This window comes from Cohnella phaseoli (assembly GCF_003386235.1).
GTDB lineage: Bacteria > Bacillota > Bacilli > Paenibacillales > Paenibacillaceae > Cohnella > Cohnella phaseoli.
The window spans coordinates 36,620-52,366 of record NZ_QRDZ01000026.1 but is presented as its reverse complement, the minus strand read 5'-3'; the positions used below and the strand labels follow the sequence as shown (position 1 = coordinate 52,366).

Sequence of the window (15,747 nt, the reverse complement as noted above, 5' to 3'; positions counted from 1 at the left end):
TTCTCCTGACTAATTGATATATTTAGAGTGTATCACCGGATGCCGAGAACGCAAAATTCCATCGTTCATGTAAAAAAGCTCATAAAGAATATCGGAAAAAGTGAAGATTACTAACTGCCTTATATTGTAACTCATGGGGAGATGTGCTTTAATCAAAGTGATTCGGCACAAATTCGCTAGATCCCGATCCGTAGTTGCGGGAGGTTCGCTAGATGTGGAAAGATGCGCTACTGCAGATCCTGATTGTATTTCTTCCCGTGTTTATGTTCATGGTTTGGTACGATAAACCGGATAGAACCGGCTATTCGCACATATTCATCGGATTATGCTGCGGATTGGCCATGCTATTAAATATGAGTTTTACGACAGTGAATCCATATGGATTTTCTTTGGACCTGCGCCATGTTCCGCTATTGATAGGCTCGATATACGGCGGCATTCCGATCTCTCTGGGGCTCCTCGTTGTATACGCGGCTAAGAGACTTGGAGAGATTGCCTTTCAATGGGAATATTTTGTTTTGATCGGCTTCCTGGCGGTTTACGGTACAGTGCTTTTTACGAAAAAATTCGACTACGGCTCCCGTTCGCGCAAGGGGAAGCTATGGTTTGCGCTCTATTCCTGCTTATTTCTTGGGCTGCTTCAGGCAGGGTCGTATTTCGCAAGCGCACAGGGAAGCATGTTCGACAAGCTCTCCGCAGTAACGGGCGCTCCACTTATTTTCGTATCCGCTTTCATTGTCGCGACGCTGCTGTGCGTGCACTATATTGAGCTGACTATTGAGAGATTTCAACTGAAGCTGCAGCTTCGGGATATGTCTCTAAGATACGACAGGGAGATTCACGGGCTCAAGGACGAGGTCGACAGAATGGAGAGGCTGAGTCTGGTCGGGCAGATGGCCGCGAGCATTACGCACGAGATTCGCAACCCGCTTGCAGTTATTCGCGGATTTATACAGCTGCTTAACGAGCGTAGCCCTGCGGAGCAGAAAACGTATTTTCACATCGTGCTGGAAGAGCTGGACCGGACGAATTTGATCATTAACGATTTTCTGTCGTTGGCCCAGAATCGTACCGCCGAGAAAGAGCTGTTCAACCTGAACGACCTGCTGAGCGATTTGCTGCCTCTGATCTGGGCGGACGCCAATATGAGGGGGCAGATTATCGATCTGCACACGGACGCAAGTCTGGAACCGATTTTAATGAACAGCAAGGAGATCAAGCAGCTTGTGCTGAATTTGTCGCGCAACGGCATGGAAGCGATGAACGATAAAGGCGCGCTCAAAATCGAGACGACGAATTTGCCGGATTCGGTGCAGCTGCGCGTCAGCGACACCGGCGTCGGCATTCCTGCGGAGAAGCTGAAGCTGCTGTTCGAGCCCTTCTATACGACGAAGACGAACGGCACCGGCTTAGGTTTGGTTTTATGTATGAGCATCGTGGAGCGTCACGACGGCAAAATCCAGGTAGAATCGACAGTCGGTCAGGGAACGACCTTTATCGTCTCGTTCAGCAAGCAGAGCGCGTCAAGAGACAGCCGGCAGGCTGCGGAACAGGCGGGCTAATCGCGGATAAGCGTTCCAGTTTCGGTTACACTACGGGGGCAACGACTAGACAAGGAGGCTGTTATCATGCCCAGAAACGAAGGTCCTTCGAAGTCCGAACGGTCGGCCGAACAACGCGGCAAGAGCAAAACTTCGCCGTTATCCCCCGCATTCGACAAAAAACTGGACGGGCCTAACCGTCCCTCGACCTGACGATGGGCGGCAACGGGAGAAAGAGCAGGCCCTACGCCGACGCGATTCCCGTTCATGGGCCGGACGATCCGGAATTGGATCCGTTCGAGATCGAGTTTCGGCCGGAATTCCGCGAAGGCCGGGGACCGCGCGAGCCTTTCGTGAATGAATACGGCGTTGTTATCGGAGATCACGATTACGAATCCGCGAACTCTCCGCTGGAACGATGGAGCGAGGAGACCGACCCCTCCGTCATGGCGGGGGAGACGTGGGTGCATCCTTATAAAGATATCGGCTTTCTGACGAGCGAGAATCGCGACTTGTTCGAGCGGGGAGTGGCCTCTTCCCGTCCGTTCGCGCATCCGATGCATTCAACCGCACTGGCCATCGACGGGGACGAGGATACAAGCCATCCCTCCGTTCCGGAGGTGCTGGACGAGCCTTAAACCGGGTACGATAGCCGAAAGCGGCGGCGCGCCGAACGAAGTCCGGGCGGGCCGGAGCCTCAATAGCTTTGACGGAGCTTGCGGCAGCACGGTATAATGAAATTTAGCGGAATATGCATGCCGCCAATTTCTCGTTCGGAAAGAGAGGCGCATTAGAATGTCGATGTCATTCGAAAGATATATGCTGGATATGATTCAACCGATGCGCGACGATTTGACGCGAGTCGGTATTCAAGAGCTGAGAACCCCGGAGGAAGTGGAAGAGAACCTTCCCGGAGCTGCCGGAACGGCGCTCGTCGTCGTAAACTCCGTATGCGGCTGCGCGGCGGGACAATGCCGTCCAGGCGTTGCCGAAGCGCTGAAGCACGATGTGGTGCCCGATCATCTGTTTACGGTGTTCGCAGGACAGGATAAGGAAGCGACGGCTAAAGCGCGCGAATACTTCCTGCCGTATCCGCCGTCGTCCCCTTCCATCGCATTGATGAAAGACGGAGAGCTCGTTCATTTCATTGAGCGGCATCAGATCGAGAATCGCAGCGCGGAAGAGATCGCGGCCGATTTGACCGACGCTTTCGACCGTTACTGCAAGCAGTAAACAACGTTCCCGGAGGCAGAGGCCGCTCGCGCCCGAGCCGCCGGGTTATTTTTTGCGGTTAAGGAGGAGAGCTCAGGATGACGCTTCAGCAAGAAATTATCGAGAAGCTTGGCGTTAAACCGACGATCGACGTCGACGAAGAGATCGGACGGAGAGTCAAGTTTTTGAAGGACTATGTCGTGCAAGCGGGCGCGACGGGACTGCTGATCGCGATCAGCGGCGGGTTGGACAGCGCGGTGGCCGTGGGACTGTGCAAGCTCGCCACGGACGAGCTGTCGCAGGAGACGGGCAAGGAGTACATCACGCTTGGCGTATTCCAGCCTTACGGAGAGCAAGAGGACATTCACCATAGCTACGAGGTGGCCGAAGCGTTTAAGCTGACGCACAAAGTAGAGACGAACATTGAGGATGCGGTTGACGAGATCGCTCTGGAAACCGAGCAGGCATTCAAGTCTCTGCAAATTCATCGCCATATTAGCCGAGGCGGCAAAGGCAACGTTAAAGCCCGCACGAGAATGGTCGTGCAGTACGCACTCGCCTTCGATCTGAATCTGCTGGTCGTAGGAACGGACCATGCGTCAGAGGCGCTGACGGGCTTTTACACCAAATGGGGAGACGGCGCTGTCGATATTACCCCGCTCAGTACGCTTAACAAGCGTCAAATTAAGGAGTTGGCCCGCCGTCTCGGCGTGCCGGTCAGTATCATCGACAAAGCTCCGACCGCTGGCCTGTGGCCGGGACAGACCGACGAAGATGAGCTGGGCGTAACTTACGAGGACAACAGCTCCTATCTCGAAGGCAAGGACATCGCACCGCAAGCAAGAGAGAATCTCGAGAAGCGCTATAAGAGCACGCAGCATAAGCGCCAGCCGATTCCGGGAATCTGACCGCACAGAATGATCGTCGGAATCGGGTTGGATATCGTTGAGACGGAGCGGATGGCGAAAATTCTCGCAGGGCGAAGCGCGGCCAGGTTTATCGACAGGGTGCTGACGCCGGCGGAACGAGAGGTATGGGGAAAGCTGCCGCCCCGGAGGGCGTTGGAATACGCCAGCGGCCGGTTTGCCGCCAAGGAGGCGGTTGTGAAGGCGCTGGGCTGCGGAATAGGAGCCACGGCGGGCTTCCAAGATATCGAGATTATCGCCGACGAGCTGGGAAAGCCCGTGTGCAAGCTGTCGTCCGCCGCTGTAGTTCGTCTCGGCTGGGATCGCCCGAATTACCGGCTGCATATCGCGATTACGCACGAGCGCTCCGTCGCGGCCGCTACCGCCCTAATCGAAAAGCTATAAGCGACAACAGTCCGGCAGCTTTTTTCTGTCGGACTGTTATTTATTGGTTTGATGATTACGATATGGTAATTTACGCTTCGCTTTTCGTGACGTATAATGGAAGAATGTTAATGGGATGAAATATCATTTTATCCGGACAATGGGGCATCGAAGATGAGAACGAATTATGTCACGATTATGATGAAGCATTTCGAGCAGATGCATCTTGAGGTGGCTGCGGCTGCGGAGACGGTGCTGGACGCTTCTACGGTGAAGGACAAGGATACGGTATACGATTGTCACCGATTTTTGTTCGTGAAGTCGGGAGAAGGTAAACTGTTCGCTCAGAACAAGGAGATTCCTTTTGCTAAAGGGACGCTCTTTATTTTACTTGCGGGGATGCCGCATCGCATCGTGCTGGAGAAGGACGAGACGGCAACGGTGCAATGGTGCCATTTTCGGGGGAGCTACGAGGATCGGGATTTGTACAAGATGCTGCAGATTCCGTTTCATATTCAGGCGGAGAACGAGGACGCGGTGTCGGCAATCTTCTTTCGCTTGTTCGAAGAGCTGGCGCGCAACGGTTTAACTACCAAGCTCAGAACAAAGGCCGCGATGCTGGAGTTAATCAGCTATTATTTGGATAGCCTGTCGCTGATCGACAATGCGACGCCGACGGACGATCTGCAGAAGATCGATCAGGTGTTGAAGTACATCGACGAGCATCTCGCGGATAATATTACGGTCGAAAATATGGCCAAGCAAGTGTTCTTGCATCCGAACTATTTTATTGTTTTTTTCAAAGGAATTCTAGGCTATTCGCCGATTCAGTACGTCAATCTTCGGAGGATGGAAATCGCCAAGAGTCTGCTCCTGAAGCCCGACAGCAACGTTTCTTTCGTTGCCGGGCAAGTCGGCATGCAAATCTATTACTTCTCGAGAATGTTTAAGGCGCATACCGGGTTGACCCCCAGCCGCTTTCGCAAGCAGGCGGCATTCATCGCTGCATCGTCCGGGGAGGAGCGCGAGGAGGAAGAAAAGCTTTGACGAGCGAGAGCAACAAATCGTATTTCGGCGAAAATCTGCTGCGGTGGTATCGCAAGGAACGGCGCGATCTGCCCTGGCGGAGAAGTCGGGATCCTTATCATATCTGGGTATCCGAAATTATGCTTCAGCAGACGCGCGTAGATACGGTTATTCCGTATTTCAACCGATTTATGGGCCGCTTTCCGACGCTTCGGCATTTGGCGGAGGCGCCGGAGGAGGACGTGCTGAAGCATTGGGAAGGACTGGGCTATTACTCCCGGGCGCGCAATCTGCAGTCGGCTGCGCGAGAGGTGGTCGAGCGGTACGAGGGCGCGGTGCCGCGCGTTAAAGCGGAAGTGTCGACGCTTAAGGGAGTGGGGCCCTATACGACCGGGGCGATTCTCAGCATCGCGTACGATCAGCCTGAGCCGGCCGTAGACGGCAACGTGATGCGAGTGCTGTCCCGGTATTTCTGCCTTGAGGACGATATCGCCCGTCCGGCGACTCGGGTTTCCATGGAGAGTTTAGCCCAATCGCTCATTCCGGAAGGGCAGGCAGCCGATTTCAATCAGGCGCTTATGGAGCTTGGCGCGATGGTGTGTACGCCGAAATCTCCTTCATGTCCGATTTGTCCGGTAGGGGAGAGATGCGAAGGCAGGCTGCAGGGCAAGGAGCGGGAGCTCCCGGTGAAGACGAAGGCCAAGAAGGCGAGACCGGTATACCGTGTGGCCGCTTTGATCGAAGGAACCGGAGCGTTCGCCGGGAAAGTGCTCGTCCGGCAACGGCCGGAGACGGGGCTGCTGGCGCAAATGTGGGAGCTTCCCCATATTGAGGTGCAGGACGAGGAAGCATGGGCCCGCCTTGAGGAAGGAGCGGGATCGCTGGAGGCAGCGCTCGCGGAGGACGGCGTCCGCGTGAGAGCCGCGACCGAGGTCGTCGGCGAGGCGCAGCACATCTTCACGCACCTTGTATGGCGAATCAAGGTGCTGCGCGCCTCCGCGCTCGAGGAGCGCTTCGTGGAGGGCAGCAGCGGCTATCGGTGGATCGGACCGGAACAGTTCGAGGACTATGCTTGGCCGAACGTGTTTCGCAAATTGTTAACGGAATATTTTCTTCAAGTTCAGCGGCATTAGGGCGTGTCTGAATACTCCGAGGGCAGCAAATTTTGCCGAATTTTCGTTCCATGCAAGGAACTTTTGTGAAGGCGTACCGGAGGTACGTCAAGCAAAAGTGGCGCAGCAGGGGAGGTGAAAGGTGCCCCTGAGCGGGTTTTCAGACACGCCCTAGCTTGGCCGGATAACAGAGGCCTGGCGCAATTTGAAGGCTGTCTCTCATGCGGGGAGCCGATCCGACATTCGGATCGACCCGATCGTGGAGGCAGTCTTCTTTTTGCGTCCGTAGAGTACTTGCAAAGCCAAACATTTTCTTAACAACTGATCCATTCAGTTAGCGAAAAACATACCTATCTCATATTCGTTAAGCACAAGATCTAATAATTCCCGCTTACAGTAGAGGAAGATGTCAGACGTATGCAAACGGCTGACAGCAGGAACGCCGACAACAAGGAATGAGGGGGCGCGTAGTGAAGCTAATTGAGTTCTACAGGCAGCTTTTCCTGGAGACGAGCGCAATCTTCGAGCCGGTATGGGAGGAAGAGGACATACCGTTCGGTTATCGTTGGCATAAGCGGAACTATCCTTTGCCGGAGCAATTTCAAATTAGAGACATGAATACCGATCATCCGGCGCTCATGTATTCGCTGATCTTGCCCGAGACTTATCTGGGGACGACGATCTACGAGGAAATTAAAAGATATCCCTCGGAGTACGAGCTGTCCATCGTCATTCTGAATCGCCAAATTTGGCTGAATGCGACGCTTCAAACGGACAAGCTTCAGGATTCTCTGATGGGTTTTCTCCACCATTCACGCGGAGAGCTGATGAATGTGCTGGATTGTATAATTCGACTGCCCGAAGAGGCGGAGGGCTGACGCAACGCGCGGCCGTCCGCGGCAGACACCTACAAAGGAGACGTGGCTTGCAACATGAACATTCGAGCAAAAATGTTAACCGGTTTCGGAATTGTGCTAATTCTTCTTGTAACAGTGGGAATCGTATCGATCGTCCAGATGTCGTCGCTAAAAGGTTCGATTTCGAATCTCAGGGATGTGGGGATGCCGAGCACTTACAAGCTGTCCCAATTGCGAGGAGATTTTAACGGAATCAGCGGACAGCTGCTGATGGTGAGGTTCGACAAGGACGAGCAGACGAGAAAGTCGATGACCGATGCGGTGAGAGCGTCGATAACGAGCTTTCGAACGGGAATGGAGGAGTACAAATCTCTGATTACCGATTCCGTGGATCAAGCGAAGTATGATACGATTCGGGAGAAGTCGGATAGCTTCTTCACTGCCGTGGAGCAAATTATTAGCGACGCGGAGCGGGAAGGCTCGAATGCCGAGATGACTCCGATCCGCGAATTGCTTCCGCTTGTGCAGTCGACCCGGGCCGATATGGATTCGTGGATCAATTACAACGTGCAAAATGCGGACGAGGAGATCGCCGCGACCTTCGAATCGAACCGTATCGGCACAATTATCGTTGTTGTCTTAGCTTCGATTGCGCTGGTGCTGGGCATCGCGTTGTCGCTGTTCCTATCGTCCAGCTTCGTACGTTCGGTCAAATCGGTCGTTAACGTCGCCACCAGGGCGGCTCAGGGCGACTTGACGGAACGGGCGGAATCGCTGACGAAGGACGAGGTCGGCGTTCTGGCCGGAGCCTTCAACGAGATGATCGGCAATTTGCGAACGTTGATCGGACAGACGCTCGGCTCGGCGCAGAGTGTGTCCGCCGCCGCCCAGGAAATTTCGGCGACGACGGAGGAGATTGCCAAAGGCAGCTCGGATCAGGCGGAATCGGCCCAGACGATCAATGCACTCGTGCAGGAGATGTCCAGAGCGGTCGCCGCCGTAGCGTCCAACGCGAGCTCAGTAGCGGAGCTGTCGGAGCACACGCGGCGCAGGGCGGAGGAAGGCGGGGAAGCGATTCAGGCTTCGTTAAGCAGCATGGACAGGCTGTCGGGGCAGATGCGTCTGCTGGAGCAGGATTCGCAGCAGATTGGCCAGATCATCGAGGTCATCGACGAAATTGCCGAGCAGACGAACCTGTTGGCTTTGAACGCCGCCATCGAGGCGGCCAGAGCCGGAGATCAAGGAAGAGGCTTTGCCGTCGTCGCCGACGAAGTCCGCAAGCTCGCTGAGCGGAGCGGAGAAGCGACGAAGCAGATCGCGAATATTATCAAAGGCATGCAGAAAAATACCGATCAAAGCGTCAAGGCGGTGGAAGAGGCGGCCGGATTGTCGGCGACGTCGGGACAGACGTTCGAGCGCATCGTCGGCATGGTCGCGGAGACGGCAGGTCAGATCTCGGAGATTGCGGCGTCCAGCGAGCAGCAAGCCGCGCAGTCCGACGAGGTTCTGCGCGCGGTGGAGCTGATTGCCGCGGCCAGTCAGCAATCCGCTGCTGCGGCGGAAGAGGCGGCGACTTCATCGAACTCGCTGGCGCAACTGTCCGAGAAGCTCAACGAGAATGTGGCGATTTTCAGAGTGTAGGAGAGAGGAAGCGCGATGGAAAACTATATCGTCTTGGGTCTGAATGAGGGAAAATATGCGCTGTCGATCTCTGAGATTCAGGAGATTATCAAGCTGCAGCCGATTACGGAGGTGCCGTGCGGCAAGATGTTCGTCAAGGGAGTCATCAACCTGCGGGGCAGAATCGTTCCCGTCATCTCGTTAGGCGCCCGGTTCGGCGTCAGGGAAGCCGAACCGGGAGCTTCCGCGCGCATTGTGATCGTCAGCTCGGATACGGAAGATATCGGGATATGCGTGGACAGCGTCGATAGAGTGGCGATCTTCGACGAGCTCCTGCCTCCGGCTGTCGACAGTACCGGGGATGCGACCCGCGACTGCCTGTCGGGAATCGGCAGGCTAGGCGACACGCTGATCAGCATTTTGGATTTGCAAGCCGTGCTTGGCTTAAGAGGAGGGGTGTAATCGGAATGGACCATTTCGCTTCGACTTACTTAGGCGTGTTCCTGGACGAGTTGGAGGAACAGCTGCTAACGCTCGACCACGCTATTCTCGAGCTGGAGAGCGGCGGCAATCAACTTGATACCGTTCAAAAAATATTTCGCGCGGCACATACGCTGAAGGGCTCTTCGGCGGCAATGGGTTTTCACCAGATGAAGGAAGTTACGCATAGGGTGGAAAGCGTGTTCGATCTGCTGCGCCAGGACAGGCTGATGCTGAGCTCCTCGCTCATCAACACGCTGTTCGATTGCATCGACTATTTGAAAGTGCAGCGCGAAGCGCTGAGGCAGGGAGGGACGGAAGCGGAGCCGCACGCCTCTCTGTTCGACGCATTGGAGGATTGTCTATCGGGTCGGCCGACCGGTTCGGGAGGGAAGGAAGGGGCCCGAACCGCTGGCAAGATTGGCAAAAATAAAGCTGCGGAAAAAAACGCATTTGAGGACAAGGCTACGGGGTGGACTCCGGCAGAGCTGGAGGAAATGACTCGGAAGCGCGAAGAAGGCGTGCCGCTTTACCTCGTATCGGTGACGTTGTCGTCGGGAGCGGATATGCCGACGGTGCGGGCTATGCTCGTGCAGCGCACGCTTAGCGAGACAGGGGAAGTGATTGCGCTAAAGCCTTCGTTAGCCGAATGGGAGAATGAAGAGCTTCTGATGTCCGGCCCGATCTCGTATGTGATCGCTTCCGCGCATCCGAAGGAAACGATAGGCGGCAATGTGCTGCAGTTGTCGCAAATTAACGACGTTAACGTCCAATTGATCGAATGGTTTTCCCAGCCGGACGAAGACGAGGGATTGAAACGGGGCGAAACCGTCGCGAACGAACCGGAGGCTCCGGTTGCTGCTTCGGATACGGCTCCTGCGCCGACTTCGACCGGACTGGCAGGCAAGCTCGAGACGGCGGAGGCCAAAACAACGATCCAACAGACGGTCAGGGTGGACGTCAAGCGACTGGAACACTTGCTGAACTTGGTCGGAGAGCTTATCATCGATAATACCCGGCTGCAAGAGGTTCGCAAACGGCTGGGAGAGCGAGATAAGCAGGACCAGGACGTTGCGATGCTGGGAGAGGTTACCGATCATCTGAACGGCGTCATTGCCGAGCTTCAAGAGGGAATGATGAAAACCCGGATGCTGCCCATCGAGCAGCTGTTCAATCGTTTCCCGAGACTGGTCAGGGATTTATCGCAGCAGGCGGGCAAGGAAATCCAGTTTACAATCGAAGGCAAGGAGACGGAGCTAGATCGGACGCTTATCGAGGAGATCGGAGACCCGTTGATTCATATATTGCGAAATGCGGCAGATCACGGACTCGAGGCTCCCGAAGAGCGCGAGCGGCTCGGCAAGTCTCGCAAAGGGCAGCTGCTGCTGCAAGCGAGCCATCAGGAGAATGCGATTGTCATTCGCGTGAAGGACGACGGGCGAGGAATCGATCCGGAGAAGGTCATGCGCAAAGCCATTCACAAAGGCTTCGTGACCGAGCAGGAAGCCGCAAGAATGTCGGACAAGGAGCTCATCGCGCTGATCTTCCACTCCGGCATGTCTACGGCGGAGCAAGTGACCGAGCTGTCCGGCCGGGGAGTCGGCATGGACATCGTGCGGACGCAGATCGAGAAGCTGAACGGATTGATCGACATCGATACGGCGAAGGGACAAGGGACGGAAATTACGATCAAGCTGCCGCTGACGCTGGCGATAACTCGGTCGCTGCTTGTCGAGCTGGGCAAACATACGCTGGCGATACCGCTCGTACACGTCTTGGAAACGTTCCAATTGTCTTCGGCCAACATTCAGAGCGTTCACGGCAAAGAAATTTGCACAGTAAGGGGAGATATTTTCCCGCTGGTCAGGCTGCATGGAAGGCTGCGTACGGAGCCTTCGAGCTCCAGCAGAGGCTATGCCGTCATGATCGGCGCGGCGGATCGACGCGTATGCCTGTATGTGGATCGTCTCGTCGCCAACCAGGAAATCGTCATGAAGCCGCTGTCCGCTTATTTGGGACAAGTGCCGTATGTCTCGGGCGCATCGATTCTAGGCAATGGCAGCATCGCTTATATCTTGGACGTGAACGCCGTTGTACGCGATGCGGGTACGGTCACCGATCCCGGACGGGCCGGCAGACATGCGATCCGATCCGTTCATGCGGAGAAGAGAGTTACGTTTATGCTGGGCGATCAGCAGTATGCGCTCGATATCGGACAGGTTAAAGAGATCATCAGAGTGCCCGCGCTGTCGCAAATCGCATCGAGGTCGCCTGAAATGCTCGGCATGTTCAATTTGAGAGGAGCTTTGCTGCCGGTTGTCGATCTGGCGCAATGTCTCGGTCTTCCTCCGCTGCCGATCGGGGAAGAATCGCGCGTCATTGTGATGAAAGAAGGCGGAAGCGATATCGGGGTATTGGTGGATTCGGTAACGGAAGTGTTTAATATGCCGGACACGGAAGTCGAGACGACTCCTACGGCGATTGCCAGCGTGGCGTCGGAATTTATAAGAGGAATTCATAAGCGCGGAGACGAGCTGACGATTCTGCTGAGAACGGACAAGGTGCTGGAAGCAAGCGGCTTCTGCATCGCGTAGTTATAGGGGGGATTAGTTTGATTCGAGTAAGCGATGCGAGATTAAAACAAATGAATTATATCGGCATTTCGGAGGACGATCTGGCCGTATTGAAGTCCAAGCAGGCCGCGTTTGCCGAGATTACGAACTTAGTGGTGGACGAGCTGTACGACAGAATTGTCGGACAGCCGGAGCTGCTTAAGCTGATTAACAGCCATAGTACGATCGAGAGGCTGAAGGAAACGCAGCGCTGGTATTTCATGTCGATGACTTCAGGTTTGATCGACGAGGATTTCTTCAGCAGGAGGCTGTATATCGGCAAAGTCCATTCCCGAATCGGGCTGACGACGAACTGGTATTTGGGCACTTATATTCTGTATCTGGATCTGGCGACGAAGCATCTGAAGCGGGTCGATCCCGAGGATTGGACCAGATCGGTGCACGCGCTGAGCAAAATGTTCAACCTCGATTCACAGATCGTGCTCGAAGCTTACGAGGAAGACGAGAAAGCGAAAGTCGAAAAGCTCGTCGAGACACGCCAGTATATGCTGACCAAAGTGAGCTCGGTCGTGCAGGAGCTGTCCTCCATGATGGTGCAATTGAACTCCAGCAGCAATCTCGTGGCGTCCAACGCTTCCCATACGGCCTCCGTCCAGGAGAACTCCCACGCGAAGGTGCGAGAGCTGGCCGGCAGCATTGACGAGATCAATCAGCTGGGAACAACGATGCGGGAAATTTCCGATCAGACGCATCTGATCGGCCTGAACGCGGCGCTGGAAGCCGCGCGAGCCGGCGATGCCGGGCTCGGCTTCGAGGTTGTCGCCAATGAGATTCGCAAGCTGGCGACGAGCTCCAAGCAGTCGCTGATGACGATCCAGCGCAAGCTGAAGGAAATTCGCGAGGCGCTGGACGAAGTCAAGCACGGCAGCGAGGAGACGGTGCGCTTCTCGCGCGAGCAGGCGGCAAGCTCCGAGGAGCTAAGCTCGTTCGTGCAAATGATCGATACAGTTGCCGCTGACTTGAACGGTCTATTGGAGCAAGATTCGGTTCACTAAAAAAGAGGCCGTCCCGCAGGCAGAGTTGCTTAAGAGGAATCGATAAATAAAGTAAGGGGTATGTACCTTCTGTAGACTGCCTCATACGCTCCTGAAATGACCTTGTAACGGGTTATCCATTTCAGATTTCGGGAGCGTATAGCATCGGAAGGAGGTACATACCCCTTGAACCTTTATCATCGATTATCTTTCACAGCAACTTGAAATGCTTGCGGGACGGCCTTTTCGTTCCGATTACTTCGCGGAATCGTAGATCGCGCCGACTGCGTTCCAGTCCACGACGTTCCAGAAAGCGGCGATGTAATCAGGACGTTTGTTTTGATATTTCAGGTAATAAGCGTGCTCCCATACGTCCAGTCCGAGCAAGGGCGTGTCGCCTTCCATGATCGGGCTGTCTTGGTTAGGCAGGCTGTATACTTTCAGGTTGCCGTCTTTGCCCAGTGCGAGCCAAGCCCAGCCGGAGCCGAAACGAGTCGTAGCCGCAGCTGCGAAAGTTTCTTTGAACTTGTCTAAGCCGCCAAGCTCTGCGTCGATTGCAGCTGCCAGAGCGCCGGACGGTTGGCCGCCGCCGTTAGGGCTGATCGTTTTCCAGAACAGGCTGTGGTTAGCGTGACCGCCGCCGTTGTTGCGAACCGCTGTGCGGATGCTTTCCGGAACTGCGTTCAGGTCGGAGATCAGGTCTTCAACGCTCTTGCTTTCCAGCTCGGGAGCGGATTTCAAAGCGTTGTTCAGGTTCGTAACGTAAGTGTTGTGGTGACGTCCGTGATGGATTTCCATCGTCGTTGCGTCGATGTGCGGCTCAAGCGCATTCGTCGCGTAAGGAAGTGCCGGTAATTCGTGTGCCATGGTCAATAACCTCCTAAATGGGATTGCGATATGTAGCCTAATCGCTCACAGTCTTTATTATCCAATATCCTTTCGATTAAATCAACATAAATGTATAAAAAGTCTTCGGAAGACGAAACGGAAGTTTGCAACCGGAAGACGAATGGCAGACCGAACTGCAGCAGCCTAATTCATTATGTCCAGCCGTTTTTCTAATATTCGACATGGTGAAGCGTTTACATCGGGAGATTCAGCGATTTTGCAAAAAAATTTTATCTTATTTTAAGAAAAGAGCTAGAAATTTCGCCGAATTGTCGTAAAATGAAAAGATCGTTAGCTGGATGTAAAACTGAATGCTCGGAGGATAAGTCAGCATGCAGATTCGTTCTTTCCAATTGTCAGATTACAAGCTGGTTGCAGAGCTTCTGGAGGAAGTGCTGTCGGAAGATTGCTGCGAAGAGACGATGAAAGCTTTCGCCCGCCAATTGTCCTGGGACAGCGACTTGGTGCTCGTGGCGGAATCGGCCGGAAACATCGTCGGCGTATTGATCGGAACGATTGATCATCACAAAGGCTACGTCTATCGCATTGCGGTAAGGGACAAGTTCAGAAATCAGGGCGTCGGAAGACAACTGGTTTCTCATATGAGCAACCGGTTCAGACAGCGCAAAGTGTTGAAGGTGCTCGTCGCGGAGGACAAGCACAACGAGGTTTTGCGTCCATTCTATGACTCGCTCGGAATAAGCTCCGTCAACGTCGTTAAGTTGACGCAGCCGCTTGCGATCGTGGCCGGCTAATTCAAGCGGACGGATTCTAAGGAAAGCATATCTTTAACGCCATTGATTTTGGCGGGGAGATATGCTTTTCTTATATTACATGTATTTCGCAGGCAGAATTAAAAGCTGCTCGATCAACCAGAACCTGCAGGGAGGGACGAGCCATGACGGAAAGCGCCGACGGACGGTATATGAGGTGTGTGATCAAGAGCTTCAAGCATGACGGTTCCTTGCATCGGGTATGGCTCGAGAATTGGCAAGTTCCCGCGGATCGGCTGCTGCCGGGGCTTGATTCCCGCACGGTGTGGGTGTTAATCAACGAACATACGACGGTTCAGGAATCGAACGGCCGGGAATGGTCGAGCCGGGTTCCCGCCGTCACTTACTTTTTCCCGGAACGATGGTATAACGTCGTTGCGCTGCTGGAGGAAGAGGGAGTTCGCTATTATTGCAATTTGGCCTCTCCGCCGTATCGGTACGGAGACGTGCTGACTTATATCGATTACGACTTGGACGTAGTGGTGCTGGCCGACGGAACGGCGATGGAGCTGGACCGCGACGAATACGATGCGCACAAAGCGACGTATCGCTACGGCGAGGCGGTGGAGGAACGCGTGGAAGCGGAGCTGCTGGCGCTTCGTAAGGACATCGAGGCCGGGGAATTTCCTTTCGACGATTCCACGGCGCGCTTATTTTACCAGCAGTGGAAAGAGCAGATGAAAGCAGAAGGAGGAACGCAGGCGACATGACGGAAGAGATGGGTGCGGGAATTCCCGAAGGAAGAAGCCGCTCGGCGTCCAAAACTCAGAAAGCGCCCCAAGCGCAGAAATCCCGGAATCAGGGGCCGAGGCTGACCGGCTGGCGCAAAGAGCTGTGGGACTGGGCGAAAGCGCTGATCATTGCCGCGGCGATCGTGCTGCTGCTTAAGGCATTTGTGTTCCAACTGTCGACGGTGAAGAAAATATCGATGGAGCCTACGCTTCATGAAGACGAATGGTTGTTCGTGAACAAGATCGCCTTGCGGCTCGGAAGCTTGGATCGCGGAGATGTTGTCATCTTCAAAGATCCCAGCGTGGGAGAAGACCCGGAGTATTTGGTTAAAAGGGTGATCGGCATCCCCGGAGATCAGCTGGAAATCCGCGGCGGAGAACTCTATGTCAACGGGACGCTGAAGGTTGAGTCGTATACGGATGTGAAAATCGAGGACGGGAATTTCGGACCGACGACGGTTAGTCCGGGGCATTATTTCGTGATGGGAGATAACCGTCACCAGAATGCGAGCAAGGACAGCCGGGCCTTCAAGGAAGTGCCCGAAGAGCTAATTCAAGGGCGGGCCGACATGATCGTCTGGCCGATCAGCCGCATCAAGAAGCTGTGAGTG

Annotated in this window: 17 protein-coding genes; 16 read left to right on the top strand and 1 reads right to left on the bottom strand. The window is 54.7% G+C overall.

The features are described 5' to 3' along the window. Positions 1–212: 212 nt before the first annotated feature. From DFP98_RS26960 to DFP98_RS26905, 13 genes are all read left to right on the top strand, one after another. A complete protein-coding gene (locus tag DFP98_RS26960) occupies positions 213–1,562 on the top strand; it encodes a sensor histidine kinase (RefSeq protein WP_116063739.1) in 1,350 nt (449 codons plus the stop codon). Between the two features lie 66 nt (positions 1,563–1,628). Beyond that, positions 1,629–1,754, top strand: coding sequence for a hypothetical protein (locus DFP98_RS40040; protein WP_281275162.1), 126 nt, complete (start codon positions 1,629–1,631; stop codon positions 1,752–1,754). A gap of 2 nt (positions 1,755–1,756) precedes the next feature. Continuing rightward, positions 1,757–2,179: a DUF3905 domain-containing protein gene (locus DFP98_RS26955; protein WP_116063738.1), complete on the top strand. Its 423-nt coding sequence runs from the start codon at positions 1,757–1,759 to the stop codon at positions 2,177–2,179. A gap of 157 nt (positions 2,180–2,336) precedes the next feature. Beyond that, positions 2,337–2,774, top strand: a complete 438-nt coding sequence (locus DFP98_RS26950; RefSeq protein ID WP_116063737.1) for a BrxA/BrxB family bacilliredoxin — start codon at positions 2,337–2,339, stop codon at positions 2,772–2,774. A gap of 77 nt (positions 2,775–2,851) precedes the next feature. Next, the gene (gene nadE / locus DFP98_RS26945; protein WP_116063736.1) at positions 2,852–3,661 is read left to right on the top strand and encodes an ammonia-dependent NAD(+) synthetase; all 810 of its coding nucleotides are present in this window, start codon (positions 2,852–2,854) and stop codon (positions 3,659–3,661) included. Between the two features lie 9 nt (positions 3,662–3,670). Continuing rightward, positions 3,671–4,063, top strand: a complete 393-nt coding sequence (gene acpS / locus DFP98_RS26940) for a holo-ACP synthase (RefSeq protein WP_116063735.1) — start codon at positions 3,671–3,673, stop codon at positions 4,061–4,063. A gap of 153 nt (positions 4,064–4,216) precedes the next feature. After that, positions 4,217–5,089 carry an AraC family transcriptional regulator gene (locus DFP98_RS26935; protein ID WP_116063734.1) on the top strand — a complete coding sequence of 291 codons (873 nt, stop codon included), beginning with the start codon at positions 4,217–4,219 and terminating at the stop codon, positions 5,087–5,089. Then, positions 5,086–6,201 carry an A/G-specific adenine glycosylase gene (gene mutY / locus DFP98_RS26930; RefSeq protein ID WP_116063733.1) on the top strand — a complete coding sequence of 372 codons (1,116 nt, stop codon included), beginning with the start codon at positions 5,086–5,088 and terminating at the stop codon, positions 6,199–6,201. The genes DFP98_RS26935 and mutY overlap by 4 nt, the downstream gene beginning before the upstream one ends. A gap of 449 nt (positions 6,202–6,650) precedes the next feature. Then, positions 6,651–7,058, top strand: coding sequence for a hypothetical protein (locus DFP98_RS26925; protein WP_116063732.1), 408 nt, complete (start codon positions 6,651–6,653; stop codon positions 7,056–7,058). A 54-nt stretch (positions 7,059–7,112) separates the two neighbouring features. Beyond that, positions 7,113–8,678: a methyl-accepting chemotaxis protein gene (locus DFP98_RS26920; RefSeq protein ID WP_116063731.1), complete on the top strand. Its 1,566-nt coding sequence runs from the start codon at positions 7,113–7,115 to the stop codon at positions 8,676–8,678. A 15-nt stretch (positions 8,679–8,693) separates the two neighbouring features. Further along, the gene (locus tag DFP98_RS26915) at positions 8,694–9,119 is read left to right on the top strand and encodes a chemotaxis protein CheW (RefSeq protein ID WP_116063730.1); all 426 of its coding nucleotides are present in this window, start codon (positions 8,694–8,696) and stop codon (positions 9,117–9,119) included. A 5-nt stretch (positions 9,120–9,124) separates the two neighbouring features. Further along, positions 9,125–11,731, top strand: coding sequence for a chemotaxis protein CheA (locus DFP98_RS26910; protein ID WP_116063729.1), 2,607 nt, complete (start codon positions 9,125–9,127; stop codon positions 11,729–11,731). A 17-nt stretch (positions 11,732–11,748) separates the two neighbouring features. Continuing rightward, positions 11,749–12,765 (top strand): globin-coupled sensor protein, encoded by a 1,017-nt coding sequence (locus tag DFP98_RS26905; RefSeq protein ID WP_181917969.1) that lies wholly within the window; start codon positions 11,749–11,751, stop codon positions 12,763–12,765. A 234-nt stretch (positions 12,766–12,999) separates the two neighbouring features. Here DFP98_RS26905 and DFP98_RS26900 read toward each other — a convergent pair whose 3' ends face one another. Then, the gene (locus DFP98_RS26900) at positions 13,000–13,611 is read right to left on the bottom strand and encodes a superoxide dismutase (RefSeq protein ID WP_116063728.1); all 612 of its coding nucleotides are present in this window, start codon (positions 13,609–13,611) and stop codon (positions 13,000–13,002) included. A 353-nt stretch (positions 13,612–13,964) separates the two neighbouring features. Between DFP98_RS26900 and DFP98_RS26895 the strand changes: the two genes are divergently transcribed. From DFP98_RS26895 to lepB, 3 genes are all read left to right on the top strand, one after another. Beyond that, the gene (locus DFP98_RS26895) at positions 13,965–14,387 is read left to right on the top strand and encodes a GNAT family N-acetyltransferase (RefSeq protein ID WP_116063727.1); all 423 of its coding nucleotides are present in this window, start codon (positions 13,965–13,967) and stop codon (positions 14,385–14,387) included. A gap of 143 nt (positions 14,388–14,530) precedes the next feature. Next, the gene (locus DFP98_RS26890) at positions 14,531–15,115 is read left to right on the top strand and encodes a DUF402 domain-containing protein (RefSeq protein ID WP_181917968.1); all 585 of its coding nucleotides are present in this window, start codon (positions 14,531–14,533) and stop codon (positions 15,113–15,115) included. Beyond that, on the top strand, positions 15,112–15,744 hold the full coding sequence (gene lepB, locus DFP98_RS26885; RefSeq protein WP_246016771.1) for a signal peptidase I: 633 nt from the start codon (positions 15,112–15,114) through the stop codon (positions 15,742–15,744). Before DFP98_RS26890 ends, lepB begins: the two co-directional genes overlap by 4 nt. Positions 15,745–15,747: the final 3 nt, after the last annotated feature.